This is a genomic window from Bradyrhizobium sp. CSS354 (genome assembly GCF_029051725.1).
GTDB lineage: Bacteria > Pseudomonadota > Alphaproteobacteria > Rhizobiales > Xanthobacteraceae > Bradyrhizobium.
The window spans coordinates 147,989-171,609 of record NZ_JAACFU010000010.1 but is presented as its reverse complement, the minus strand read 5'-3'; the positions used below and the strand labels follow the sequence as shown (position 1 = coordinate 171,609).

Annotated in this window: 22 protein-coding genes; 11 read left to right on the top strand and 11 right to left on the bottom strand. The window is 62.9% G+C overall.

The window, feature by feature from the left end:
- Positions 1-69: 69 nt before the first annotated feature.
- Positions 70-1,434: an FAD-binding protein gene (locus GWG67_RS24760; protein WP_275171960.1), complete on the bottom strand. Its 1,365-nt coding sequence runs from the start codon at positions 1,432-1,434 to the stop codon at positions 70-72.
- Positions 1,435-1,762: 328 nt separating this feature from the next.
- Here GWG67_RS24760 and GWG67_RS24755 point away from each other — a divergent pair, with 328 nt between their 5' ends.
- Positions 1,763-3,583, top strand: a complete 1,821-nt coding sequence (locus GWG67_RS24755) for a peroxidase family protein (protein ID WP_275171959.1) — start codon at positions 1,763-1,765, stop codon at positions 3,581-3,583.
- 2 nt (positions 3,584-3,585) lie between these two features.
- The gene (locus GWG67_RS24750; RefSeq protein ID WP_275171958.1) at positions 3,586-4,530 is read left to right on the top strand and encodes a hypothetical protein; all 945 of its coding nucleotides are present in this window, start codon (positions 3,586-3,588) and stop codon (positions 4,528-4,530) included.
- On the opposite strand, the gene GWG67_RS24745 is transcribed toward GWG67_RS24750, so the two are convergent.
- Positions 4,527-5,255, bottom strand: coding sequence for a haloacid dehalogenase type II (locus GWG67_RS24745; RefSeq protein ID WP_275171957.1), 729 nt, complete (start codon positions 5,253-5,255; stop codon positions 4,527-4,529). The genes GWG67_RS24750 and GWG67_RS24745 overlap by 4 nt on opposite strands.
- 116 nt (positions 5,256-5,371) lie before the next feature.
- Here GWG67_RS24745 and GWG67_RS24740 point away from each other — a divergent pair, with 116 nt between their 5' ends.
- Together GWG67_RS24740 and GWG67_RS24735 are read left to right on the top strand one after the other, a co-directional pair.
- A complete protein-coding gene (locus tag GWG67_RS24740; protein ID WP_275171956.1) occupies positions 5,372-5,761 on the top strand; it encodes a hypothetical protein in 390 nt (129 codons plus the stop codon).
- Positions 5,758-6,612, top strand: a complete 855-nt coding sequence (locus tag GWG67_RS24735; RefSeq protein WP_275171955.1) for a hypothetical protein — start codon at positions 5,758-5,760, stop codon at positions 6,610-6,612. The genes GWG67_RS24740 and GWG67_RS24735 overlap by 4 nt, the downstream gene beginning before the upstream one ends.
- Positions 6,613-6,704: 92 nt before the next feature.
- On the opposite strand, the gene glpX is transcribed toward GWG67_RS24735, so the two are convergent.
- The 4 genes from glpX to GWG67_RS24715 form a co-directional block, all read right to left on the bottom strand.
- Complete coding sequence (glpX, locus tag GWG67_RS24730) at positions 6,705-7,706, bottom strand: class II fructose-bisphosphatase (protein ID WP_275171954.1); 1,002 nt, start codon at positions 7,704-7,706, stop codon at positions 6,705-6,707.
- A gap of 137 nt (positions 7,707-7,843) precedes the next feature.
- Entirely contained in the window at positions 7,844-9,160 is a 1,317-nt protein-coding gene (locus GWG67_RS24725; protein ID WP_275171953.1) for a homoserine dehydrogenase, read from the bottom strand.
- Between the two features lie 29 nt (positions 9,161-9,189).
- Entirely contained in the window at positions 9,190-10,410 is a 1,221-nt protein-coding gene (locus GWG67_RS24720; RefSeq protein WP_275171952.1) for an LL-diaminopimelate aminotransferase, read from the bottom strand.
- 215 nt (positions 10,411-10,625) lie between these two features.
- Positions 10,626-10,901: a hypothetical protein gene (locus GWG67_RS24715; RefSeq protein WP_275172016.1), complete on the bottom strand. Its 276-nt coding sequence runs from the start codon at positions 10,899-10,901 to the stop codon at positions 10,626-10,628.
- Positions 10,902-11,156: 255 nt separating this feature from the next.
- Between GWG67_RS24715 and GWG67_RS24710 the strand changes: the two genes are divergently transcribed.
- The 3 genes from GWG67_RS24710 (at position 11,157) to GWG67_RS24700 (ending at position 14,377) form a co-directional block, all read left to right on the top strand.
- Positions 11,157-12,965: an alpha/beta hydrolase gene (locus GWG67_RS24710; RefSeq protein ID WP_275171951.1), complete on the top strand. Its 1,809-nt coding sequence runs from the start codon at positions 11,157-11,159 to the stop codon at positions 12,963-12,965.
- A gap of 65 nt (positions 12,966-13,030) precedes the next feature.
- Complete coding sequence (locus tag GWG67_RS24705; RefSeq protein WP_275171950.1) at positions 13,031-13,429, top strand: MAPEG family protein; 399 nt, start codon at positions 13,031-13,033, stop codon at positions 13,427-13,429.
- Between the two features lie 180 nt (positions 13,430-13,609).
- The gene (locus GWG67_RS24700; RefSeq protein WP_275171949.1) at positions 13,610-14,377 is read left to right on the top strand and encodes an outer membrane protein; all 768 of its coding nucleotides are present in this window, start codon (positions 13,610-13,612) and stop codon (positions 14,375-14,377) included.
- Positions 14,378-14,621: 244 nt separating this feature from the next.
- Here the strand turns inward: GWG67_RS24700 and GWG67_RS24695 are convergent, their stop codons facing one another.
- From GWG67_RS24695 to GWG67_RS24675, 5 genes are all read right to left on the bottom strand, one after another.
- The gene (locus GWG67_RS24695) at positions 14,622-15,209 is read right to left on the bottom strand and encodes a bifunctional 2-polyprenyl-6-hydroxyphenol methylase/3-demethylubiquinol 3-O-methyltransferase UbiG (protein ID WP_275171948.1); all 588 of its coding nucleotides are present in this window, start codon (positions 15,207-15,209) and stop codon (positions 14,622-14,624) included.
- 14 nt (positions 15,210-15,223) lie between these two features.
- Positions 15,224-16,270: an N-acetyl-gamma-glutamyl-phosphate reductase gene (gene argC / locus GWG67_RS24690; RefSeq protein ID WP_275171947.1), complete on the bottom strand. Its 1,047-nt coding sequence runs from the start codon at positions 16,268-16,270 to the stop codon at positions 15,224-15,226.
- Between the two features lie 99 nt (positions 16,271-16,369).
- Positions 16,370-17,353, bottom strand: a complete 984-nt coding sequence (gene argC, locus GWG67_RS24685) for an N-acetyl-gamma-glutamyl-phosphate reductase (protein ID WP_275171946.1) — start codon at positions 17,351-17,353, stop codon at positions 16,370-16,372.
- The gene (locus GWG67_RS24680) at positions 17,350-18,018 is read right to left on the bottom strand and encodes an FMN-binding negative transcriptional regulator (RefSeq protein ID WP_275171945.1); all 669 of its coding nucleotides are present in this window, start codon (positions 18,016-18,018) and stop codon (positions 17,350-17,352) included. The genes argC (GWG67_RS24685) and GWG67_RS24680 overlap by 4 nt, the downstream gene beginning before the upstream one ends.
- A 225-nt stretch (positions 18,019-18,243) precedes the next feature.
- Entirely contained in the window at positions 18,244-18,774 is a 531-nt protein-coding gene (locus GWG67_RS24675) for a DedA family protein (protein WP_275171944.1), read from the bottom strand.
- 272 nt (positions 18,775-19,046) lie between these two features.
- Between GWG67_RS24675 and parE the strand changes: the two genes are divergently transcribed.
- From parE to GWG67_RS24655, 4 genes are all read left to right on the top strand, one after another.
- Positions 19,047-21,089 carry a DNA topoisomerase IV subunit B gene (gene parE / locus GWG67_RS24670; protein WP_275171943.1) on the top strand — a complete coding sequence of 681 codons (2,043 nt, stop codon included), beginning with the start codon at positions 19,047-19,049 and terminating at the stop codon, positions 21,087-21,089.
- Between the two features lie 434 nt (positions 21,090-21,523).
- The gene (locus GWG67_RS24665) at positions 21,524-22,306 is read left to right on the top strand and encodes an outer membrane protein (protein WP_275171942.1); all 783 of its coding nucleotides are present in this window, start codon (positions 21,524-21,526) and stop codon (positions 22,304-22,306) included.
- A gap of 273 nt (positions 22,307-22,579) precedes the next feature.
- Positions 22,580-22,765 carry a hypothetical protein gene (locus GWG67_RS24660; RefSeq protein WP_275171941.1) on the top strand — a complete coding sequence of 62 codons (186 nt, stop codon included), beginning with the start codon at positions 22,580-22,582 and terminating at the stop codon, positions 22,763-22,765.
- A 21-nt stretch (positions 22,766-22,786) separates the two neighbouring features.
- A complete protein-coding gene (locus tag GWG67_RS24655; RefSeq protein ID WP_275171940.1) occupies positions 22,787-23,557 on the top strand; it encodes an SDR family NAD(P)-dependent oxidoreductase in 771 nt (256 codons plus the stop codon).
- Positions 23,558-23,621 lie beyond the last annotated feature (64 nt).

The following is a 23,621-nucleotide window of genomic DNA, read 5'->3' as shown; positions in this document are numbered from 1 at the left end:
CGGTAGAAGTCCACGACACGTTACGCGAGTAATTGGTCAATCCCGCTGCCTCAATCGCGAGCCCGATCCTCACGGACTCAGCAGATCGGCAAAGAACGGATTCAGCATTCGTCCTCGCGGATCTTCCCTTCTCACATGCGCCGAGAAGTCGATCCATCTTGTCCCGTACGCTGCCTCGACGTGGTCCCTGGTGATGAATGGACTCTGGTTCAACAGGGGAATGCCGCCCCTCTTGCTCGCAAATTCATTGAACGCCTTCAAAAACCCGTCCCAAGCCGGCCGGTCCGTATAAGCGTGGATGGGGTCGACCGAAAACACGTCTCCGTCATGCGAGTAGGACAGCAACGAGTGCTCATCCTTCCGGATGAAATAGGAGCCGAGCGCCATGTTGCAGCGGAAGTCATGGTCCTTGAAATATTTTTCGCTGAAGTCCACGTAATCGCGCAGCACATGCAGCCATTCAGAGCGCGGAAATGCCCAGAACGTAAACGCATATCGCGCCGACGGCCGCGTATTGCTGTAGTCGATCGTCTTGTCGGGATTGTATAAGGTCGCTCCGCCGATCAGGTGCAAGAACGACATCAACAGCCGGTTGCCAATGAACCACGTGTCGAGCAACGCATCCCTGAGAGGCTTGGTCGGGATGCTACTGTCGATGAATCTGCCGACGCGGGCTTCCGCAAAATTCCAGAGGTTACGGCGGCTGGCGGCGAACAGCGATCCCAACGGTCCAATCCTGTCGATGGGACGTCGCGTCTGGAAGTACGCCTTTCGTCCGACCGTCCAACAGATCAGGCCTCGCGACGCATCGATGATCCCGTCCACTTCCTTCTCGGTCAGTTCGCCGATCCGGCGCGGCAAATATCTGAAGTGGATCGCTTCCAGCGGCTTGATGCGAAACGTCACCTCGTAGATGACGCCGCACAGGCCGTAACTGGAGCGCATCAGGTACATCAGATGCGGGTCCTTCTCCTCCGATGCTTCCGCCAGCCCGCCGCTGGGCGTCACCCATTTCATCGCTGTGATGTACGAGCCGACCTGTCCGAACTCGCCGCCGTCCAGGCCGTCCTTGGTGTGGCAGCAGGCCGCCGCACCGAGCGTCATGTTCCCGATCTCGATATTGGTCAGAAACTGGAGGTTCATCGCCCGCAATAGCCGCGATGCAGCAATGAACTGGAGACCGGCCTCGGCCGTGAACGTCATGCTGTGTGGATCGATCTTGTGGATGCGGCTCATCCCGGACATGTCGATGATCGTCCCGTCGGAGGACGCGCAAGGCGTCAAGGAATGATAGCTGCCCATCGCCCGAACAGGGCTTGGGTAGCGGTCGGCATCCCTGAGGATCGATTGAATCTCGTCAACGGAGCGCGGTGACACCAATTGCGCGGGCGAGCTTGTGATCCCGCCGTCGTAATTGCGAACCATATTGCCCATCTGCGTCACCCCCTTGACGGCGAAACACGCAACTTAGGATGGCTTTTCGGTCTTGCCGGCGCCGGTGCCGGCCTGGTTCTCACGAGATTGAAGCGCTTTGTCGCGCAGCTTCGCCGCGCTCACGCAAATTCAGCCGGGTCGCCCGATGCACCCACGTGCTGTACGTTATCCTATCCGAGCAAACCTTTGGTCGACAGGGAAAATTGCATGCCCGGGCGACCGCAACCGCCGGAAAGCCGCGTTGGCAAACGGCTATTTTGGTGCTATTGAACTGCATTTACTAGTTGCAAATTGAGTTTATTTCACGCCATCGAGTTTGGGAGCGTCAATGTCCCGCGAGAACGATGGTTTTGCCTTCCATCGTGACCTGCTCCAGGCGGTCCTGGATGTTGTCTATCGGGCCATCAACTTCCTTGTCAGATGGGACCACCTGCCGACCCTGCTCGGAGCTGCCAATCTTTCGGTGTTCCGCGACCGGCTGCGCGAGCACAACCTCCACCATACCGGCTATGGCGCGACGTCGCCTGGCTGGAGCACCGGCAATGACCGGTGGCGTTCCGCTGACGGCTCGTTCAACAGCCTCGACCATCCGCGCATGGGCATGGCGGGCGCCCGGTTCGGACGCAATTTCCCGCTGCCGGAATGCGTGCCGGACGGCGTAGACGATCTGCTCGAACCCAGTCCGCGCGAAATTTCGACGGAATTGCTGGCGCGGGACCAATTTATTCCCGCGACCAGCCTCAATCTGCTGGCCGCCGCCTGGATTCAGTTCGAAACGCATAATTGGTTCAGCCATGGGGTGCCCGAGCCGGGAAACGAGTTCAAGATCCCGCTGAAAGCGGGCGACCAATGGCCCAAGAAGGAGCGGCTCGACGACTGCATGAAGATTCGTCGCACGGTTTGCGACGAGACATCGCGTGAGTCATGGCTCGGCGCCACACCGACATTTCGCAATTTCAACTCGCACTGGTGGGACGCCGGGCAGATCTACGGCAGCGATCGCGCGAGGCAGATGCAGATCCGATCCGGGGTCGATGGGAAGATCAGGGTCGGCGATGATGGGATGCTCCCAGCCGATCCAGTCCATCCGGGTGCCGATCTCACCGGCTTCAATGACAATTGGTGGGTCGGGCTCAGCCTGCTCCACAATCTCTTCGCGCGTGAGCACAATTTCATCTGCGATGGCTTGAAGACCCGGTATCCGGCCTGGAATGACGAAGAACTATTCCAGCGTGCGCGCCTGATCAACGCGGCCCTGATCGCCAAGATCCACACCGTCGAATGGACGCCAGGCATCCTCGACCATCCTGCGCTGGATTTCAGCATGCACGCCAACTGGTCGGGGATACCATACCGGGTGCTGCGCGCAGTGCTCGGCAAGAACAGCGAGGCCGCCTATGGCATCATCGGCTCTCCGACGGACCAGCACAGCGCGCCCTACGCGATGACCGAGGAATTCACCGCTGTCTACCGCCTGCACCCGTTGCTCCCGGACAAGATGGATGTGCGGCGGCTCGATACCACAGAGCCAAAATCTTGCGACTTGGTCAACATGCAGGGGCGCGTCTCCCGCGAGTTCATGCAGTCTCACGGCTTCGCCAACCTGATGTACTCCTTCGGCACCGCTCATCCCGGCGCCATTCGCCTCCACAATTATCCCAACTTCCTGCGCCAGTTCACGAAAGACGGCCAGCCGCTGCTGGACGTGGCCGCGATCGATATCATGCGTGATCGCGAGCGCGGCGTGCCGCGCTACAATCGTTTCCGCGAGCTGGTCGGCAAGAAGCGCGTCAAGACATTCGAGGAAATCACCAGCATCCCCGGTGCCGCCAAGAAGATGCGCACGATCTACAAGGGCGACGTCGACCGCGTTGATCTGATGGTGGGGCTGTTAGCCGAGGACCTGCCGGACGGCTTTGGCTTCAGCGATACCGCTTTCCGCATCTTCATCCTGATGGCATCGCGGCGTCTCAAGAGCGACCGCTTTTTCACCGACGACTACCGGCCGGAAGTTTACACCGACTTCGGTCTGGACTGGATCAACCACAACGGAATGAAATCGGTCCTGCTGCGGCATGTGCCGCAGCTCGGCGCGGCGCTCGAGGGCGTCAACAACGCTTTTGCCCCCTGGAATGTGCTGCGAGGCTAGTCATGGCCCTCATCATCACCATTCCGGGCCTCGTTCGTCTTGCCCTCGTGCGCGATCCGGACGAACTGCTCCGCGTCAACGATGCGGGCGTGGTCGCGCGCTCGCTGTCCGGCCGCGGCGGTCTGTTCAATCGCTCGATCGCGGCAAAGCTCGCGGTTTTCCGCACACGTGATGGTGACATCTGGCCGGCGTTTCGCGACCGGCGCGATGCATTCCGCGCGGCGCATCAGGCGGCGCTCGAATCCGCACTTTCGGATGTCGAGCCGCTGTTGCAGCGGATCGCGCCGGAGATCGCCGAACTCGGCAATTACATCCGCGACGGGCACGCACATCGCAGCATGGGCGTCGCTGTTCAGCAAGCGATAGGCCGGCTCTTCTTCGCCGACTATGTTGCTAGCGAGGAGTCCTACGCCGCCGCGCGCACGTTGCAGGCCTGGCTGTCGGCCTGGCCGCTGCGTGCATACTGGATCAGGCGCAGCGGCGCGTTGAAGGCTGCGCTCGATCGAATTGAGGCAGCCTCGCGCGGCGACATGGCTTGCGCGCATGCAACTGCGCTTGCGATGGACAACATCGTAAAGTCGATCGATCTGATGCGCGAGCTGGTGCTTCGCGGCGACAATCTGGCGAAGATCGAACCGCAGGATGCACTGCTTCGCACGCTGCGCGCGCCCGCACGCGTGATCCGCGAAGTGCGCGATGGAGACTGCGTTGGTTTGATCCGGCTGCGGTCACGGACGTTGGTGCTGCTAGCAGTCGAAGGCGCCCGCCAGCAACGTGCCTCCGACCCGGGATTCGCATTCTTTGCCGATGCGTGGAATCGTTGCCCCGCGCACAGCATTGTCCCCGCGTTGCTCATCGAGGTCTGGCAGGCGGCAAGGACCAACAAGAAGCACAGCGCGACGGGAACGCCGCCGCAAGGTGGAGGGCCAACGTCGCGGCCGGCCTAGCACCCGAGCTTGTCGGCGATTCCGCCAAAATCCTTGGCGACGATGTCCCAATTGCCGGTGGCCTCGAAATCGACTTTCTCAAGCGGACCGTATTCGGTCGGCCGCGCCACGAAGGCCGTCTTCAGCCCGTTCTTCTGCGCGGCGGCAAGGTCGCCGTTATGGGCTGCGACCATCATCACCTCTTCCGGCTTGAGGCACAGCAGGCGCGCGGCGCCGAGATAGGTTTCGGGATCGGGCTTGTAGTGCTCGAACAGCTCGGCCGACATGATGAGGTCCCAGGGAAGCCCTGCGAACTTCGCCATGTTGGTGAGCAGCGCGACATTGCCGTTCGACAGCGGCGAGATCACGAATTTCGTCTTCAGCCGCGTCAGGCCCGCGACGCTGTCGGGCCAAGGGTTCAGGCGGTGCCAACCCTTGGTGAGGTGATCGAGATCGGCTTCGGTCAGGCCTGAAATCGAAAATTGCGCGACCAGCTTTTCCAGCGAGCGGCGATGCAGATCATCTAACATGACATAGCCGCGCTCGGGATGTTTGCGCACGTCATCCATCGAGGCCATGTACATGCCGCGCCAGCCGTCGACCAAGGCGGTCCAGTCGGCGGAGATCCCGCGGCCCTTCGCCCACCACATGAAGTCCGTGATCAGGCTGGTGCGCCAGTCGACGACGGTGCCGAACACGTCGAACACCAGGGCTTTGACGGCGGTGAGGTCGGATGTTGTGGTCATGCTTGGCTTCGCGGATAGCCCGCGCTCCGGGTGGCTTCGTCTCAGATGAAGGGCTTTAAAGCATGATCCTTTCCATGCAACAATAGCGCTAGTCCGCCACACCAGACACGCGCAAGATGAACAAGGTGACGGGCCTCAACCAGTCGGAGTGCAGCGGATTTGTCATGACCAACCCTCTTGCATTTGTCTTGTTAGAGAGCGCCGGCCTTCCAGAAAAGAAGGTCCTCATCGAGACGCTACGCGACCGTCATCCAGGCTTGCATTGGGACATCAGCACAGCCGCAGCACATGCGGAAGCCGACGATCTGCTCCTGATCCGCATCGGCGATCATCTGGCGGGAGTCCTTTTGATGCGCGCGCCAACGCCGATCAATCAATCGGCGTGGCAACAGGCCTCCTCGGGATGGCCGGAGGCATCGCAGGCACTGGGGAAGCACCGTGCGCACCTGGTCGTCTCGATGACGGGCTCTGCTGCGAAGGGGCGGAAACCGCGAAGCCCAGGGTGATAGAAAGCACCCGCATCGTCACTGCCGTCGTCGGTAGCTTGATTGAGGCCCAGCCTGGCTGTCTGGGCATAGCCTGGAACGGACAATTCGGACGCTCTCCCGAACAGTGGCTAGAGCAGTCACGCCGATCGTTCGATCCGTTTCCGAATCATCCATACAGCCTATGGATCGAGATTGTTCACTTCGTGAGCGGCAAGACGATTGGGGCTTACACGAAAGGACTATCCGCATTCATCGGACGCGAGATCGAATTTGAGGTAGACGGGCTAGATGAACGCACCGTCACAGCCCGAGTTGCCGGCCTTTCATCCTACCTGATCGCAAACGGCATTGAGGCCGGGCCCAAGAGCGGTGCCGTGTTCGAAGCCGACTCCGAGGTCGATCATCACGTTGCGGTGCTCCACCGCAATTCGCGCTTTCGGATCGGGCCAGTCATTTCGTTCTTTTCTCTTCAAGACCGAGCTGGAAGGTTGAAGACCTACCAGATCATTCCGTCATCTCTCGCCCGAGATCACCCGCTTCTGGTCATGCTGGGCAAGGTCGGGCTATTCGATCTGACGAAGTCAGAAAACCTGATAGAGCTGCGGCCAGATCACTACGTTTCCGAAACTCGCCTGGAGAGCCTCGATGGCGGCGTGTCGCAGGAGCTGTCCAAAATGCTCGCGACCGACGCCTATGCCGAGGCGGACACGAACGCGCGCCGCGCGCTCGCGAGCGGAGACATTGCGTCAGCCAGGTCTTTTTTGCAGCCTTGGGCTGAGGAAGTTGGCCAGCTTCAAGAGGTGCTCCAACTCGCTCTGACCTTGTGCGACGCGTTCATGTTCATGCCGCCCGCACCGCGCAGGCCTTAGCGGACACGCGATGGATCAGGTCCATCGAGGTGCCATACACGGCGACGTCCGGCTGAACTGGCCGAACGATCGCACGCGGGACGGTCGCGGACTTAGTCCAGGTGGAATTTCGCCAGCTCGCGGTGCTCGGCCTTGATGTAGCGCACCGTGCCGGTGACCGAGCGCATCACCACCGTCTCGGTCTCGATCACGCCGTCCTTGCGGAATTTGACGCCTGACAGCAGCGAGCCCGTGGTGACACCGGTGGCCGCGAACAGGCAGTCACCGCGCGCCATGTCCTCGATGCCGTAGATCAGCTTGGGATCGTTGACGCCCATCTTGGCGGCGCGCTCCCGCTTTTCGTCGGAGTCGAGGATGAGACGGCACTGCATCTGGCCGCCGATGCAGCGCAGCGCAACGGCTGCGAGCACGCCTTCGGGTGCGCCGCCGGTGCCGAGATACATGTCGACGCCGGTGTTGTCAGGGTCGGCGCAGTGGATCACGCCGGCGACGTCGCCGTCGGTGATGAGGCGCACGGCGGCACCGGTCGAGCGCACGCTCTCGATGATGCTGGCATGGCGCGGACGGTCGAGCACGAGAACGGTGATGCCGTCCGGCTTGACGCCCTTGGCCTTGGCGAGGCGGCGGACGTTTTCGGCCGGTGTCGCATCGAGCTCGACGACGCCCTTGTCATAGCCGGGACCGATCGCGAGCTTCTGCATGTAGACGTCGGGGGCGTGCAACAGCGTGCCGCCGTCGGCCATCGCCATGGTGGCGATCGAGCCCGGCATGTTCTTGGCGCACAGCGTGGTGCCTTCGAGCGGATCGACCGCGATGTCGACCTGCGGGCCGGCGTTCATGCCGACCTTCTCGCCAATGAAGAGCATCGGCGCCTCGTCGCGCTCGCCCTCGCCGATGACGATGGTTCCCTCGATCGGGAGCTTGTTAAGCTCGCGCCGCATCGCGTCCACCGCGGCCTGGTCGGCCGCCTTCTCGTTGCCGTGCCCGCGCAGACGCGCCGAAGACACCGCCGCCCGCTCCGTCACACGCACGATCTCCAGCGTGAGAATGCGCTCGAGCAATGCTTGCGGCGGGACTGAAATATGGGTCGACATCGGCTCACTCCTTCGAAACAGTTTTGGACGGACATCTCCGCCGCATCAACTCGTAACACCCACAGTTCGTTCGAACCGTGTCTTATTCTTGGAGCATGACCTTTCCGGAAAACGCCTCACACTTTTCCGGGACATGCTCAGTTCTTCTCGATCCTGATGACCTGCGGCCGTCCGCTGATCACCTTGTCCTTCTGCACGGCCGCGAGCGCGCGGCGCACGGCGTCCTCGTGCGTGGCATAGGTGATGAGGATGACGGGCACCGGTACCGCCTTGCCGTCTGCCGGCGCAGCGCCGCCATTGGGATGGCGCTGCACGATCGACTCGATCGAAATCTTCTGCTCCGCAAGCCGCGTCGCGATCGCAGCCGCGGTGCCCGGGAAATCGCGTGCCAGAAGGCGGATGTAGTAGCCGCCCTCGTGGCGCTCCATCGGCGCCTTCTTGGTATCGCGCAGCTGCGAAATCGGCCGGCCGAACGGATTGGCGCGAATGCCGCGCGCGACATCGGCGATGTCGGCGACGACGGCGGATGCGGTCGCAGCGCCGCCGGCACCGGGGCCCACCAGCGTGATCGGCGGGATGCCCTCGCCATCGATCGTGACCGCATTGGTGACACCCATCACCTGTGCGATCGATGAGGATTTCGGAACCATGGTCGGATGCACGCGCTGCTCGATGCCCTTGGCGGTACGAACGGCGACGCCGAGGAGCTTGAGCCGGTAACCGAGATCGTCAGCGGCACGGAGATCTTCCGGCGCGATGGAGGAGATACCTTCGACATACACCGCGCTTTGAGCAACTTTCGTGCCGAAAGCGAGGCTGGCGAGAATGGCGAGCTTTTGCGCGGTATCGTGGCCGTCGACGTCGAATGACGGATTGGCCTCGGCATAGCCGAGCCGTTGCGCGTCCTTCAGGCACTCGGCGAAGGACAGGCCCTCCAGCTCCATCCGGGTCAGGATGTAATTGCAGGTGCCGTTGAGGATGCCGTAGACCCGGTTGATGCCGGTTCCGGCGAGACCTTCGCGTAACGTCTTGATGACAGGGATCGCAGCGCCGACGGCTGCCTCGAAATTCAGCGCGCCGCCGTGCTTTTCGGCGGCCTTGGCCAGCTTGAGGCCGTGCTTTGCCAGCAACGCCTTGTTGGCGGTGACGACGGATTTGCCGGCACCGAGCGCGGCCTCGACCGCCGACAGGGCGGGATCGCCGGAGCCACCCATCAGCTCGACGAAGCAGTCGATGCCGGGATGCGTGGCGAGGGCAAGCGGATCCTTGACCCATTCGATGCCGCGCAGATCGACGGCGCGCTTCTTGGCCTTCGAGCGGGCGGTGACGGCGACGACGCGAATGCCGCGGCCGCTGCGGCCGGCAAGCACGCGCGCCTGCGTTTCGATCAGACGGACAACTTCGGCGCCCACGGTGCCGAGCCCCGCTATGCCCACTTTCAGGGGTGCAACCATGATGCCTTGGAAAGCCTGCGGAAGAGAACTTAACGCCGAGTGGCGAGCGGAACGACGTTGTGCAACGTTTCGATGCCGCTTTCAAGGAAGCGGCGCACGCCGCGCGCGGCCTGCCTGATCCGTTGCTCGTTTTCCACCATGGCGATGCGGACATATCCTTCACCATGTTCGCCGAAGCCGACGCCCGGCGAGACCGCGACACCGGATTTCTCCACCATCAGGGTCGCGAACTGCATGCTGCCGACGCTGCGGAAGGCTTCCGGCAGCGGTACCCAGGCGAACATCGACGCTTCCGGCGGCGGAATCTCCCAGCCGGCACGGCCGAAGGATTCCACCAGCGCGTCGCGCCGCTTGCGGTAGGTGTCGCGCATCTCCTTGATGCAATCGTCCGGTCCGTTCAGCGCGGCGGTCGCTGCGACCTGGATCGGCGTGAACGCACCGTAGTCGAGATAGGATTTGACGCGGCCGAGTGCCGCAATCACGCGCTCGTTGCCGACCGCGAAGCCCATGCGCCAGCCAGCCATCGAATAGGTCTTCGACATCGAGGTGAACTCGACGGCGACGTCCATCGCGCCCGGCACCTGGAGCACCGAGGGCGGTGGGTTGCTTTCGTCGAAATAGACCTCGGCATAAGCGAGATCGGACAGGATCAGGATCTCGTGCTTCTTCGCGAACGCGACCAGGTCCTTGTAGAAATCGAGGCTGGCGACATAGGCGGTCGGGTTCGAAGGATAGCAGACGACGAGCGCCAGCGGCTTCGGGATCGAATGCACGATCGCCCGCTCGGCCGCCTCAAAGAATTGCGGCGTCGGCTCCGACGGCACCGAGCGGATCACGCCGCCCGCCATCAAGAAGCCGAAGGCGTGAATCGGGTAGCTCGGATTGGGACAAAGGATGACGTCGCCGGGCGCGGTGATCGCCTGCGCCACGTTGGCAAACCCCTCTTTGGAGCCGAGCGTCGCCACCACCTGGGTGTCGGGATTGAGTTTCACGCCGAAACGGCGGGCGTAGTAGCCGGCCTGGGCCCGGCGCAGCCCAGGGATGCCGCGGGAGGCCGAGTAGCGGTCAGTGCGCGGCTTGCCCAGCGTCTCCTTCAGCTTCTCCAGCACGTGCGCTGGCGCCGGCAGGTCCGGATTGCCCATGCCGAGGTCGATGATGTCGGCGCCGGCGTTCCGCGCGGCTGCCTTGGCCCGGTTGACCTGCTCGAACACGTAAGGCGGAAGGCGGCGGATGCGGTAAAACTCTTCCATGGCTCTCTCGGCTCCGGGCAACCGGTCAGGACAGAATCGACAGGCCAAAACGGCCACGCGGAAAGGCGCCCGCTTCCCTCGCGAAAATTACTCAAGATCAAATACTTAGAGCAATCATCGACGACGGTGACTGAAGTCGTTCGCCCTGACTCTCGGCTGAACTAAGGTCTTTTAGCACGGCGAAGCGGAGGCGCCAGCGATTACCTTGCAGCGCCCTATTTCGCGTCCTTGGTGGCAACCGCCTGACGGTCGCGCGCGGCAGCAAGCTCGGCCTCGATCTTGGCGCGTTGGTCCGGCGGCATGACCGCCTGATCGCGATCTGGCGGCAGATCGTGCACCGGCAGATAGCTACCGGCCTCCCTCGGATGCGCTTGCGCATCGGCAGGCGTCATATCCGCAAGTTGGCTCGAGCAGCCGCCCAAGGCGAGCAACGCCATCAGCAGCACACCACAGCTCCACCGCGACTTTTGCAGGTCCCTCAACGCCAACACTAGGGAAATCCCCACCTCGTCCCAAAGCACGGCCCCGGGCAACCTTACCCAAGTCCACGCCCAAGCTCAAACCATTGCTGCCCAGATGGTGCGAGCGAGAAAACAACCCCCGGGTCCACCAAGCCGAGCGGTGCGGCTCGATTGTGACGGAACCAAGAAAATTTGTCGCACTGCAACACATCTTCGAGAGTGTTTAACGCCAAACATGCGAGCTTCGCGGTGACGAATACGGAATGAATCGTTACTGTTCTGCTCATGAGTATGGCCACGACCGATACGCCCAAACCCGAGACGAAGTTCGATGCGGAAGCCTTCGCGATGAATGTCGCGCGGGCGATGGAAAGCGGCGGCAAGGCGCTCGCCGCGTACCTGAAGCCGCGGGAGAGGGGCGAGGTGCAGGATCGTCCGCCCGCGGAGCTTGCCGAGGTCGTCAAGACCTTCACCGCCGTCGCCGAATACTGGCTGTCGGATACGTCGCGGTCCTCCGCGCTCCAGACCAAGCTCGCCAAGGACTATCTCGACCTCTGGGGCTCGGCGGCGCGCCGCATGGCCGGTCAGGACGCCCCGCCCGCGATCGCGCCCTCGCCGCGCGACAAGCGCTTTGCCGATCCGGAATGGAAGTCCAACCAATTCTTCGATTTCCTGATGCAGCTCTATCTGCTCACGACCAAATTTGCGCAGGAGCTTGTGCGCGACGCCGAGGGGCTCGATCCGCTGACCCGCCGCAAGGCCGAGTTCTACGTCCAGCAGGTCACCAACGCGATGTCGCCCTCGAACTTCGTGCTAACCAACCCGGAAGTGCTGCGCGCGACGGTGGCCAGCAGCGGCGAAAATCTCGCGCGCGGGCTGAAGATGCTGGCCGAGGACATCGCCGCCGGCAAGGGCACGCTGAAGATCCGTCAGTCCGATCCGGATAATCTCGTGGTCGGCGTCAACATGGCGACGACGCCGGGCAAGGTGATCTACCAAAACGAGATGATGCAGCTGATCCAGTATGCGCCGACGACGGAGAAGGTGCTGCGCACGCCGCTCCTGATCATCCCGCCCTGGATCAACAAATTCTACATCCTCGATCTCAAGCCGGAGAAATCCTACATCAAGTGGTGCGTCGATCAGGGCATCACCGTGTTCGTGATCTCATGGGTCAATCCCGACAAACGGCTCGGTGCCAAGAGCTGGGAAGACTACATGAAGGAAGGCCCGCTCACGGCGATGGACGTGATCGAGAAGGTCACCGGCGAGATGAAGGTGCACACCGCCGGCTATTGCGTCGGCGGCACCATGCTCGCGACCACGCTGGCCTGGCTCGCCGAGAAGCGCCGCCAGCGCGTGGCGTCCGCGACGTTTTTCGCAGCACAGGTCGACTTCACCCATGCCGGTGATTTGCTCGTGTTCGTCGACGAGGAGCAGATCGCATCCCTCGAGCAGGACATGAAGGCGGCGGGCGTGCTCGAAGGCTCGAAGATGGCGATGGCCTTCAACATGCTGCGCTCCAACGATTTGATCTGGTCCTATGTCGTCAGCAATTACCTCAAGGGCCAGCAGCCGAGCGCGTTCGACCTGCTGCACTGGAATTCGGACGCGACGCGCATGACGGCGTCGAACCATTCGTACTATCTGCGCAATTGCTATCTGGAGAACCGGCTCTCGACCGGCACGTTGGTGCTGGACAACACCTTGCTCGATCTCTCCAAGGTCATGGTGCCGATCTACAATCTCGCGACCCGCGAGGACCATATCGCGCCGGCGGAATCGGTGCTGTACGGCTCCCAGTTCTTCGGCGGCCCGGTGAAATACGTGCTGTCCGGCTCGGGCCACATCGCCGGCGTGGTCAATCCGCCCGCCTCGAACAAATACCAGTACTGGACCAACGACAACGTGAAGTCCGCCAACGTCGCCGAGTGGATGAAGGGTGCGGTCGAGCACAAGGGCTCGTGGTGGCCGGACTGGCGGCAATGGCTGGGCGCGCTCGATCCCGAGGAAGTCCCGGCCCGCACGGTCGGCAGCGAGGCGTTTCCCGCGATCGAGGACGCCCCCGGCAGCTATGTCAGGGTTCGCGCATAGCAGAATCTTCCGCGCTTTCGTATAAGCTCCGCGCCTGCGGCAGAAATTGATGAGGGGACCGGGTTATGACGCGTGAATTGTTCTGGCTGACACTGACGGTGGTCCTGACCGGAATCCTCTGGATTCCCTACACCATCAACCGCTGCCAGATTCGCGGTCTCGGTGGCGCGATGGCCAATCCCTCGCGCGCCGACAAGCCGCAGTCGGAATGGGCAAACCGCCTGATGTTCGCGCATGACAACGCCGTCGAGAACCTCGTGCTGTTCGCGCCGCTGGTGCTGATCCTGAACGCGATCGACTATTCCTCGACATGGACGGTGCTTGCCTGCGCCGTCTATTTCTGGTCGCGCGTCGCGCATCTGATCGTCTATGCGCTCGGGATCCCGGTGTTCCGCACGCTGGCCTTCACCGTCGGCTTCATCGCGCAGGCCGTGCTAGCCGTCGCGATCTTCAAGGTGGTTTGATCGCATCTCCGATGGCTTAGCGCCTGCAACAAAGGGGTGAAATCCTCGAAAGCCTGCCCGGCTGCTGGTGTTGCCAAAGGATGACAGTGCGACAAAAACAGGGATGCCATCCGTGGGAGAGACGAAGGATCGCCAATCCACAGGTATATTTGGCCATCTCATTGATGATTCGGGGCAGACATGAATTGGAAGATTGCATCCGCGCTCGCCGGCCTCTCGCTCGCAGCCGTCACGACCCAGGCCAGTGCCGCCGATCTCGCCGCACGTCCCTACACCAAGGCGCCGCCGATGATCGCGGCGATCTATGATTGGAGCGGCTTCTACATTGGCGCCAACGGCGGCTATGGCTCGTCGCGCAATTGCTGGGACCAGACGGTTGGTTTCGCGCCCGGCGTTGCGGAAGGCTGCCATGACGCGACGGGCGCCGTCGCCGGCGGCCAGATCGGCTATCGCTGGCAGAGCAGCGCCTTCGTGTTCGGCCTCGAAGCGCAGGGCGATTGGGCGGATCTCTCCGGCCGGAGCGCCAGCACCGTGGCCGGCGTCGCGAACCGCACCCGTGTCGATGCTTTCGGCCTGTTCACCGGCCAGGTCGGCTATGCCTGGAATAACGCACTGCTTTATGTGAAGGGCGGCGCCGCCGTCACCCGCAACCGCTACCGCGGCATCGGAACGGGCGGTCTGGCCGGAGCCGAGTTCGACGGTGCCGACGACACCCGCTGGGGCGGCACGGTCGGCGTCGGCATCGAATACGGCTTCGCCCCGAACTGGTCGGTCGGCCTCGAATACGACCATCTGTTCATGGGCCGCCACGACGTCACGCTGACCTCCAACGGCGCGCTGGCGCCGGTCGGCACGTTCTCACGCACCGACCGCATCGGCCAGGACGTCGATTTGATCACCGCGCGCATCAACTACAAATTCGGCGGCCCGATCATCGCGAAGTACTGAGAAAGCCCTCGCAGCCGTCATGCCCGGGCTGGTCCCGCCTATGCGGCTGAAGTCGCTTCGGCCAGGCGAAAGCTCGGGCATCCACAGTCTTCCTCGACTGCGGCGACGTGGATGGCCGGGACAAGCCCGGCCATGACGAGCAGCGAATGTTGCTCCTACGCCTTCACCGTCGGCTTTATCGCGCAGGCCGTGCTGGCCGTCGCGATCTTCGAGGTGGCTTGAGATCAGGCCTTGTAGCCCGAAATCAGGCTTTGCGAACGACGAGATGCAGCATGTTCGCCGGCGTCTCGTCAAAGCTCTGGATCACGTTCCTGTCCGAGGACAGCGTAATCCATGGACCTGCGCTGGCGTAGGTCGCCTCGAGCCATTCTGGCGACGCATAATTGTAATAGCGCCAGAGACTGTCCCGGCCCTCGCCCTCGCCCATCTTGTAGCTGGCATAGAACACGCCTGAAGGCCTGAGTGCGCGATGAATCCGCGCCAGGATGCCGGCGAGTTCGTCGCGCGGCACGTGCAGGAGACAGGCACTGGCCCAGACGCCGTCATAGGCCTCGTGCGCGTCAAGCTGGTCGAACCGCATCGCCTCCACGGCATGACCGAGCCGCTGCGACGCGATCTCGGCCATTTCAGGCGAGCCGTCGGTGGCGCGCACCGAAAAACCTTCGGCCAGCATCACCGCCGAATGATTGCCGGCACCACAGCCGAGCTCGAGGATCGAGCCGCCGGACGGCAGCAGGGCGAGAAAGCCTCGCAGCCGCGTCGAGGGCGCCTTTGCCCAGTCCGCATAGGACCGAGCGTTGCTCCGATAGAATTGCAGAGTCCCTTCGTCCACGGCGACCACTCCGATCAGGGAAACAGCGCGATCTGCTCCAGTCCAGTGGTCTCGGCGAATCCGAACATCAGGTTCATGTTCTGGATCGCCTGACCGGCCGAGCCCTTCACCAGATTATCGAGTACCGAAATCACAATGGCGCGGTTCTTGATCCGGTCGGCGATGACGCCGATCTGCACATAGTTCGAGCCGCGTACGTTCTGGGTCTGCGGCAGCACGCCCTTCTTGACGACATGCACGAACGGCTCGTTCGCGTAGGCTTTCTCGAGGGCGGCCCGCAAATCGTCCGGCGTCGCGCCGTTGAGCTTGACGTAGGACGTGCAGAGTTCGCCCCGCGACATCGGTATGAGATGCGGCGTGAAATTGATCGTCACCGCGGAACCGGCGGCGACGCCGATCTCCTGCTCGATCTCCGGCGCATGCCGGTGCGTGCCGACCGAATACGGCGAAATCCCCTCGCCCGCCTCGCTGAACAGCGTGTTCTGCTTCAGGCCACGTCCGGCGCCGGTAACGCCTGACTTGGCGTCGATCACGATGTCATCGACGTCGATCAGTTTTGCTTTCGCCAGCGGCACCAGCGCCAACAGCGCTGCCGTCGGATAGCAGCCGGGACAGGCGACCAGCCGCGCCGCGGTAATCTTCTCCCGGTAGAATTCGGTCAGACCGTAGACGGCTTCGCCCTGCAACTCGAGCGCCTGATGTTCGTGGCCGTACCACTGCGCGTAGGTTTCCTTGTCGCGCAGCCGGAAATCGGCGGACATGTCGAGGACCTTGATCTTCGGGTTGGCCTTCAGCACGGCCGCGATGATCTGCTGCGTGGTGCCGTGCGGCAATCCGCAGAACACCGCATCGAGTTGGGTCCAGTCGACCTTTTCCCATTCCACGAGTTTGGGCAAATCCAGCATGAAGAAATGCGGAAACACCTCGCTCATGGCCTTGCCGGCATGCGTGTTGGCGGTGAGTGCGGTGATTTCCGCATTCGGATGCCGCGCCAGCAGGCGCACCGCATCGGCCCCGGTGTAGCCGGATGCGCCCAAAATGCCGATCCTCTTCGAACTCATCACGCGTTCCTTTCAGGCGTCGCTGGATCGTCTTGGCGGGGTAGAAGGTTGCCGGGTCGCTTCGTCCACCGGACCGGTCTCGCGGCAACGCTCGATCGGCTACTCGTCGGCAAGGCCCAGCATCAGCCGCATGTTCTGCACGGCCGCGCCGGAGGCGCCCTTGCCGAGATTGTCGAGCCGCGCGACCAGCACCGCCTGGTGGTATTTGTCGCTGGCGAAGACGTAGAGCTCGAGCATGTTGGTCTCGTTGAGCGCTTCCGGCTCGAGCTTGCCGCCCTTGGTCGCCTCGTTCTGCAGCGGCATCACCGAGACGTATTTCGAGCCGGCGTAACGCTTTGCCAATGCGGCCTGGAGATCGGCGCCGCTGGGCTTGCCGGGCAGCGTGTCGAGCTGGAGCGGCACCGACACCAGCATACCCTGCCGGTAATTGCCGACCGACGGGATGAAGATCGGCCGCCGCGTCAAGTTCGAATAGAGCTGCATCTCGGGCAGATGTTTGTGCTCGAATCCGAGACCGTAGAGCTCGAAGGACGGCGCACTGCCCTCCTCGAAGCTCGCGATCATCGACTTGCCGCCGCCGGAATAGCCGCTCACCGCATTGACGGTGGCGGGATAGTCCGCAGGCAGCAGGCCGGCATCGACGATCGGTCGCAGCAGCGCGATCGCGCCGGTCGGATAACAGCCGGGATTGGAGACCTTCTTCGCAGCCCTGATCTTGCCAGCCTGATCCGGCGTCAGTTCCGGAAAGCCATAGGCCCAGTCGGGCGCGACCCGGTACGCGGTCGAGGCGTCCAGCACCTTCGGGCCCGACGGCCCCATGCTGTCGATGAGCGCAACCGTTTCCCTCGCGGCGTCGTCCGGCAGACAGAGGATGACGAGATCAACCTCCTCCATCAGCGCCTTCTTGGCCGCGGGATCCTTGCGCTTGTCGTCGGCAATCGTCTTCACGACAACGTCGCTCTGCAGCTTCAGCCGCTCGTTGATGCCGAGGCCGGTGGTGCCGGAGCCACCGTCGACGAAGACGGTCGCGGGCTTTGTCGCAGCGCCGGTCTTGGGGGCATTTTTGGTGTCAACGAGACTCATGGCGCGCTCCTTTCGAGCATGTTGGTTTCGGATGCGAAGGCCTCCGGCCTCACGTCCTGCATCAGTTGCGCGATCTCCCTGGCGTCGGCGTGGGCTTGCGCGCCAAGCGCGTTGGCGATGGCCGTATAGTCGGCATCGGACTTGTGCTGGTTGAGCTTGAAGCTGCCTTCGACCTCCTCAACCGTCATGACCAGACCTACGATCCCCTTCTTCAGCCCCTCGAGCCGCCCCGCCGTCATTTTGCCCGAGGTCCACGGCTTCTTCGGCAACAGCCAGTTCTCGAACTTGTCGCTGAGCGTGTCGATCTGCACCGCCAGCTCGTCATCCGACAGGAGCCTCACCGTCCCGCTCAGATGCACCGACTGGTAAAGCCAGGTCGGCACCTGATCCGGCGAGACGTACCAGTCCGGCGACACATAGGCATCGGGGCCGTTGACAGCGAGCAGCCAGCAGGTCGTCTCGTCCGCCAGCTTTAGCAGCGGATTGTGACGGGCGACGTGAAAGGCGGCCTGCGGCGTGCCATCGGCGGCATAGGTCAAATAGAACGGCAGCGGCGAGGCGACCGGTTTACGGCCGTCGAAGGCGCAGATGGTGCCGAAGCCGCGCGTGTCGGCGAATTTCAGGCTCGCGGCGCGGTCCTGCTTGAAAAAGGGTGGCGTGTACATCCTGGTCTCCTGCTGGCCTCTTTCGGGGGGCCGCCGGATCAGATCGCGCTGACAGGAGAGAGAATGCCGCGGATCGGATCCAGCGGCAAAGACGATGATCTCAAACGCGATCGACCGCCCAAACCGCTAAAGAGCGGCGGCGGCGACGGGCGAACAAAATGGTCGCGGCGTTGATCATGGCGCGGGGCTATAGGGCCAGTTGCGGTTGGCGTCAAGGTTCGCACGTCACACCACGCGCCAGATCCATTCCATGAACTTCGCGATCACGTCGCCGAACAGCAGGAGCGCCGCCGACCAGATCAGCGCCGAGACGAAATTGGCGGCCTGGAAGCTCCAATAGGGCATCTCGAAAATGCCGGCTGCAAGCGGCACGGAGGCGCGCAAGGGGCCGAAGAAGCGGCCGATGAAGATGCTCGGCACGCCCCAGCTGCGCACGAAGGCCTCGCCCCTGGGCAGGAGTTCCGGATAGCGCGAGAGCGGCCACATCTGGGCAACCTTCTCCTTGTAGCGATAGCCGAACCAGTAGGAGACCCAGTCGCCCAGCGCCGCGCCGATGCCGCCGGCGATCCAGACAGGATAGAAGCTGATGCCACTCGCGCCGATCAGCGCGCCGATAGCGACCAACGCGCCCCAGGCCGGAATCAGCAGCGAGATGAAGGCGAGCGACTCCCCGAAGGCGAGCACGAACACGATGGGAGCTGCCCACGTCTGATGCGCGCGCACGAAATCGGCAAGCGCGTGCGCAAACTGCTCCATTCAAAATTGCCTTTCCGCCTGCCCGAAGGTGCTGCTCGATGAAAAGGACTGGTAAGCCAAGGACTTGTGTGACATCAAGTCACAAAGTCCGGTCCAGACCGGACCGGACCGTCAAATTGCCGGGAATTGATGGGGCTGCGGCGTAAAATCGCCGGGATTGGCTCCCAACCACACCGCCCGGCCCGCCCTGCGATAACCTTTCCAAGTCAGAAGTGGCATAGTCGGCCCAACCGATTCGCCGCTCATGCGGCCCTCAAAACGCATAAAGATATATGTCCAAGCAGTTGAAACCAAAAGCAAAAGACGACTTTTTCGGTGGTGATGAGCCGAAGCCTCGTCCCGCCAAGGCGGCCCCGCGCGCGAGCGGCGCCGAGGCCGACTACACCGCGGCCGACATCGAGGTGCTCGAAGGCCTGGAACCGGTGCGCCGCCGGCCCGGCATGTATATCGGCGGCACCGACGAGAAGGCGCTGCATCACCTCTTCGCCGAAGTCATCGACAACTCGATGGACGAGGCGCTGGCGGGGCACGCGACCTTCATCGGAGTCGAGTTGAGCGCGGACGGCTTTTTGACCGTCACGGACAACGGCCGCGGCATCCCGATCGATCCGCATCCAAAATTCCCGAAGAAGTCGGCGCTCGAAGTCATCATGTGCACGCTGCACTCGGGCGGCAAGTTCGACTCCAAGGTCTACGAGACCTCGGGCGGCCTGCACGGCGTCGGCATTTCCGTGGTGAACGCCCTCTCCTCGCTGCTCGAGGTCGAAGTCGCGCGCAGCCAGAAACTCTATCGCATGACGTTCGAGCGCGGGCACCCGAAGGGGAAGCTCGAGGATCTCGGCAAGATCAACAACCGCCGCGGAACCCGCGTGCGCTTCAAGCCGGACACCGACATCTTCGGTGCGAAGGCCGCGTTCAAGCCGCAGCGCCTGTTCAAGATGACGCGTTCGAAGGCGTATCTGTTCGGCGGTGTCGAGATCCGCTGGAATTGCGCGCCCGAACTGCTCAAGGGCGTCGACGACGTGCCGGCGGAAGCGACGTTCCACTTTCCCGGTGGCCTCAAGGATTATCTGGCGGCGGCGATCCATGCCGACACGCTGGTGCATCCCGACATCTTCTCCGGCAAATCGGGCCGCAACGGCGCGCATGGCGCCTGCGAATGGGCCGTCGCCTGGACCGCGGATGCCGACGGTTTTCTGTCTTCCTACACCAACACCGTGCCGACGCCCGACGGCGGCACGCACGAATCCGGCCTGCGCAGCGCGCTGCTGCGCGGCCTCAAGGACCACGCCGAACGCGTCGGCCAGGGCAAGCGCGCGTCGTCCATTACGTCCGAAGACGTGATGGTGGGTGCAGCCGTGATGCTCTCGGTGTTCGTGCGCGAGCCAGAATTCCAGGGCCAGACCAAGGACCGTCTCGCCACCGCCGAAGCGCAGCGCATCGTCGAACAGGCGATGAAGGATCCGTTCGACCATTGGCTGTCGGGCAATCCGAACCAGGCCAACAGGCTGCTCGACTTCGTGGTCGACCGCGCCGAGGAGCGGCTGCGCCGCCGGCAAGAGAAGGAGACCGCGCGCAAGACCGCCGGCAAGAAGCTGCGTCTCCCGGGCAAGCTCGCCGATTGCAGCGATGCCGGTCTGGACGGCTCGGAACTCTTCATCGTCGAGGGAGACTCGGCCGGCGGCAGCGCCAAGCAGGCGCGCGACCGCAAGACCCAGGCGGTGCTGCCGCTGCGCGGCAAGATCCTCAACGTCGCCTCCGCCGGCAAGGACAAGCTGACGGCGAACACGCAGCTCGCCGACCTCGTGCAGGCGATCGGCTGCGGGATGCTCGCGCAGTATCGCGAAGAGGATCTGCGCTATCAGCGCATCATCATCATGACCGACGCCGATGTCGACGGTGCCCACATCGCTTCGCTGCTGATCACCTTCTTCTACCGGCAGATGCCGCGGCTGATCGACGAAGGCCACCTCTTCCTCGCTGTGCCGCCGCTCTACAAGCTGACCAACGGCACGAAGTCGGTCTACGCCCGCGATGACGCGCACAAGGCAGCGCTGATCAAGAGCGAGTTCAACGCCAACGCCAAGGTCGAGGTCAATCGCTTCAAAGGCCTCGGTGAAATGATGCCGGCGCAGCTCAAGGAAACCACCATGGATCCGGCCAAGCGGACCATGCTGAAAGTGGTTCTGCTTGCCGACGACCGCGACACCACGGCGGATTCGGTGGAGCGCCTGATGGGCACCAAGGCCGAAGCGCGCTTCGCGTTCATCTCGGACAAGGCCGAATTCGCCAATGACGACCTGCTGGACGTCTGATCCCGCAGGCGCTGCCCGGTCGTATCCCATCCAGAGCCCCGGCATGAAGCCCGGGGCTCTTTTGTTTTGGGGACGACAACCGTCCTACCCCACCTCGACTCGCTGATTCCCGGCCTCGTCGCATCGCGAGTCGGCCAACGACTCACCGGGCCATGCTGATGCAGGATTGCCTCCATTTCGGACAAAGCCGGATTTGCTAACGAGAAGTTACCAAAACAAAGATAGGCGAAATTCTTAGTAACACATTGATAATGCAGGATTATTGTATATTTCGACAACGACACTCAGAATCCCTGCCGTGCAGCGTTTCCCGGCGACTGTGCCTGCTCTGCAACAGCATTTCGGAGAGAAGCAGTTATAGTCCGGGACATCAGATCACACGGACTTCAGTGCGCTCGCGCCTGCCAGACAGACCAAAGCTTGGGGATTTTAAAATGAAGAAGATTTTGCTCGCACTGACTGCGGTTGCCGCGATGACCGGTTCGGCCTCGGCCGCTGACCTTGGCGCCCGTCCCTACGTGAAGGCGCCGATGGCGGCTCCCGTCGCCAGCTGGACCGGTTTCTACATCTTCGGCGGCGCCGGCGGCGGCCTCTCGGCCTCTGACCAGCGCGTGCAGACCACGGTCGGCGCAGTTCCCCTGACGATCGATCAGCGCCAGGGTGGCTCGGGCTGGTTCGGCACGGTCGGCCTCGGCTACGACTGGCAGTTCAGCGGCACCTGGGTCGCCGGCGTGTTCGCTGACGGTCAGTTCGGCAGCATCCGTGCCACCATTCAGGATCCGACCCTTGGCCTCACCGGCAACCAGAAGCTGGAAGACTCCTGGGCCGCTGGTGTTCGCCTCGGCTGGCTGGTCGCCCCGAACGTTCTCTCCTACGTCAACGGCGGTTACTCTGGCGCCCATTTCGGCCAGACCAACTTCATGACGCTGGGTGGCGTTCCCGCTGGTGTCCACCTGGGCAGCTACAACCGCAACGGTTGGTTTGTTGGCGGTGGCGTCGAGAACAACCTGAACATCTTCGGCATCCAGTCGCCCGGCTGGTTCATGAAGACCGAGTATCGTTCGGCCTTCTACAACGCCAAGACCTCGGACATCGTGACGGACGTGGGCAATCTTCCGATCGGTAACAGCATCCGTGCCAACAGCTGGAACCAGACGATCTCGACCTCGCTGGTCTACCGCTTCAACTGGACCGGTCCGGTCGTCGCGAAGTACTGATCCGAACGCAAGTTCAGACGTCAAAGCCCCGGCATCGTCCGGGGCTTTTTCGTTGTGCGGTGCTTCAGCGGCTGATGCCCGCTTTCAGCATTGGTAGGCGTATCCAAAGCTGGCTTTCCGGCGATCTTGCGTATGGACATGCATCCGCGCTGCGGCCTGCATCAGCAGCCATTGTATCCCAACCACGGCTACGGCTAGTCTCCCGCCAAGTTTTCGGGCCGCGGCAATCGGCTTGTCGCGTCCCGACAGAAGCGGACCAATGGGGAGGAATGCATGCGCAGATCTCTGCTTGTAGCAGGCCTGTTTGCCCTCGCCGTCGGGCTGCTCTGGATCGGACAGGGCACGGGCACCGTCGCGTGGCCGCGATCGAGCTTCATGGTCAACCAGTTGCAATGGGCCGGCTATGGCGCAGCCATGGCCGGCTTCGGGCTGGTGCTGATCTGGCAGAGCAACCAATAGAAGAAACCAGGGAATAGCAGCATGACAACCAGTCGGTTCGATCTCCGCGGCAAGGTCGCGATCGTCACGGGAGGCAATGGCGGCATCGGGCTCGGCATGGCCCGTGGCCTCGCAGATGCCGGCGCCAACATCGCCGTGGTCGGACGCAACGAAACCAAATCCGCCGCCGCCGTCGCCGATCTCAGTCAACGCGGCGTGAAGGCGATCAGTGTTGCCACCGACGTCACGGACAAGGCGGCCATCGCAGCGATGGTCGAACGTGTCGTCGGAGATCTCGGCCGCATCGACATCCTCGTCAACAATGCCGGCATGAGCATCCGCAAGCCGCCGCACGAGCTCGAGCTCGACGAGTGGAATACGGTGATCAACACCAACCTCACCAGCGCCTTCCTGTGCTCGAAGCTGGCCTACCCGGCGCTGAAGGCGTCCGGCAACGGCAAGGTGATCAACATCGGCTCGATGATGTCGATCTTCGGCGCGAGCTTCGCAACGGCCTATGCGGCGAGCAAGGGTGGCATCGTTCAGTACACGCGCGCCTGCGCCAATGCATGGGCGCCCGACAACATCCAGGTCAATGCCATCCTGCCGGGCTGGATCGACACCGACCTGACCCGCGGCGCGCGGCAGCAGGTATCAGGATTGCATGAGCGGGTGCTGGCACGCACGCCTGCGGGGCGGTGGGGCGACATCGACGACTTCGCCGGCATCACCGTGTTCCTTGCCTCGTCCGCTTCCAACTTCGTCACCGGCACCGCGATCCCCGTCGACGGCGGGTTCTCGGTGATGGCGTAGGCCGTACGCGAAAGCGCTGCACACAAAAAAGAAGCCCCGGACAATGCCGGGGCTTTTAAATTTG

What these genes read in the sequence shown, in the direction of transcription:
- GWG67_RS24700 (WP_275171949.1), top strand. Translation starts at nt 13,610, where the DNA reads ATGAATTGGAAGATTGCATCCGCGCTCGCCGGCCTCTCGCTCGCAGCC.
- GWG67_RS24750 (WP_275171958.1), top strand. Translation starts at nt 3,586, where the DNA reads ATGGCCCTCATCATCACCATTCCGGGCCTCGTTCGTCTTGCCCTCGTG.
- GWG67_RS24665 (WP_275171942.1), top strand. Translation starts at nt 21,524, where the DNA reads ATGAAGAAGATTTTGCTCGCACTGACTGCGGTTGCCGCGATGACCGGT.
- parE (WP_275171943.1), top strand. Translation starts at nt 19,047, where the DNA reads ATGTCCAAGCAGTTGAAACCAAAAGCAAAAGACGACTTTTTCGGTGGT.
- GWG67_RS24710 (WP_275171951.1), top strand. Translation starts at nt 11,157, where the DNA reads ATGAGTATGGCCACGACCGATACGCCCAAACCCGAGACGAAGTTCGAT.
- GWG67_RS24680 (WP_275171945.1), bottom strand. Translation starts at nt 18,018, where the DNA reads ATGTACACGCCACCCTTTTTCAAGCAGGACCGCGCCGCGAGCCTGAAA.
- GWG67_RS24660 (WP_275171941.1), top strand. Translation starts at nt 22,580, where the DNA reads ATGCGCAGATCTCTGCTTGTAGCAGGCCTGTTTGCCCTCGCCGTCGGG.
- GWG67_RS24725 (WP_275171953.1), bottom strand. Translation starts at nt 9,160, where the DNA reads ATGGTTGCACCCCTGAAAGTGGGCATAGCGGGGCTCGGCACCGTGGGC.
- argC (WP_275171947.1), bottom strand. Translation starts at nt 16,270, where the DNA reads ATGAGTTCGAAGAGGATCGGCATTTTGGGCGCATCCGGCTACACCGGG.
- GWG67_RS24655 (WP_275171940.1), top strand. Translation starts at nt 22,787, where the DNA reads ATGACAACCAGTCGGTTCGATCTCCGCGGCAAGGTCGCGATCGTCACG.
- GWG67_RS24745 (WP_275171957.1), bottom strand. Translation starts at nt 5,255, where the DNA reads ATGACCACAACATCCGACCTCACCGCCGTCAAAGCCCTGGTGTTCGAC.
- GWG67_RS24705 (WP_275171950.1), top strand. Translation starts at nt 13,031, where the DNA reads ATGACGCGTGAATTGTTCTGGCTGACACTGACGGTGGTCCTGACCGGA.
- GWG67_RS24720 (WP_275171952.1), bottom strand. Translation starts at nt 10,410, where the DNA reads ATGGAAGAGTTTTACCGCATCCGCCGCCTTCCGCCTTACGTGTTCGAG.
- GWG67_RS24760 (WP_275171960.1), bottom strand. Translation starts at nt 1,434, where the DNA reads ATGGGCAATATGGTTCGCAATTACGACGGCGGGATCACAAGCTCGCCC.
- GWG67_RS24740 (WP_275171956.1), top strand. Translation starts at nt 5,372, where the DNA reads ATGAACAAGGTGACGGGCCTCAACCAGTCGGAGTGCAGCGGATTTGTC.
- GWG67_RS24675 (WP_275171944.1), bottom strand. Translation starts at nt 18,774, where the DNA reads ATGGAGCAGTTTGCGCACGCGCTTGCCGATTTCGTGCGCGCGCATCAG.
- glpX (WP_275171954.1), bottom strand. Translation starts at nt 7,706, where the DNA reads ATGTCGACCCATATTTCAGTCCCGCCGCAAGCATTGCTCGAGCGCATT.
- GWG67_RS24755 (WP_275171959.1), top strand. Translation starts at nt 1,763, where the DNA reads ATGTCCCGCGAGAACGATGGTTTTGCCTTCCATCGTGACCTGCTCCAG.
- argC (WP_275171946.1), bottom strand. Translation starts at nt 17,353, where the DNA reads ATGAGTCTCGTTGACACCAAAAATGCCCCCAAGACCGGCGCTGCGACA.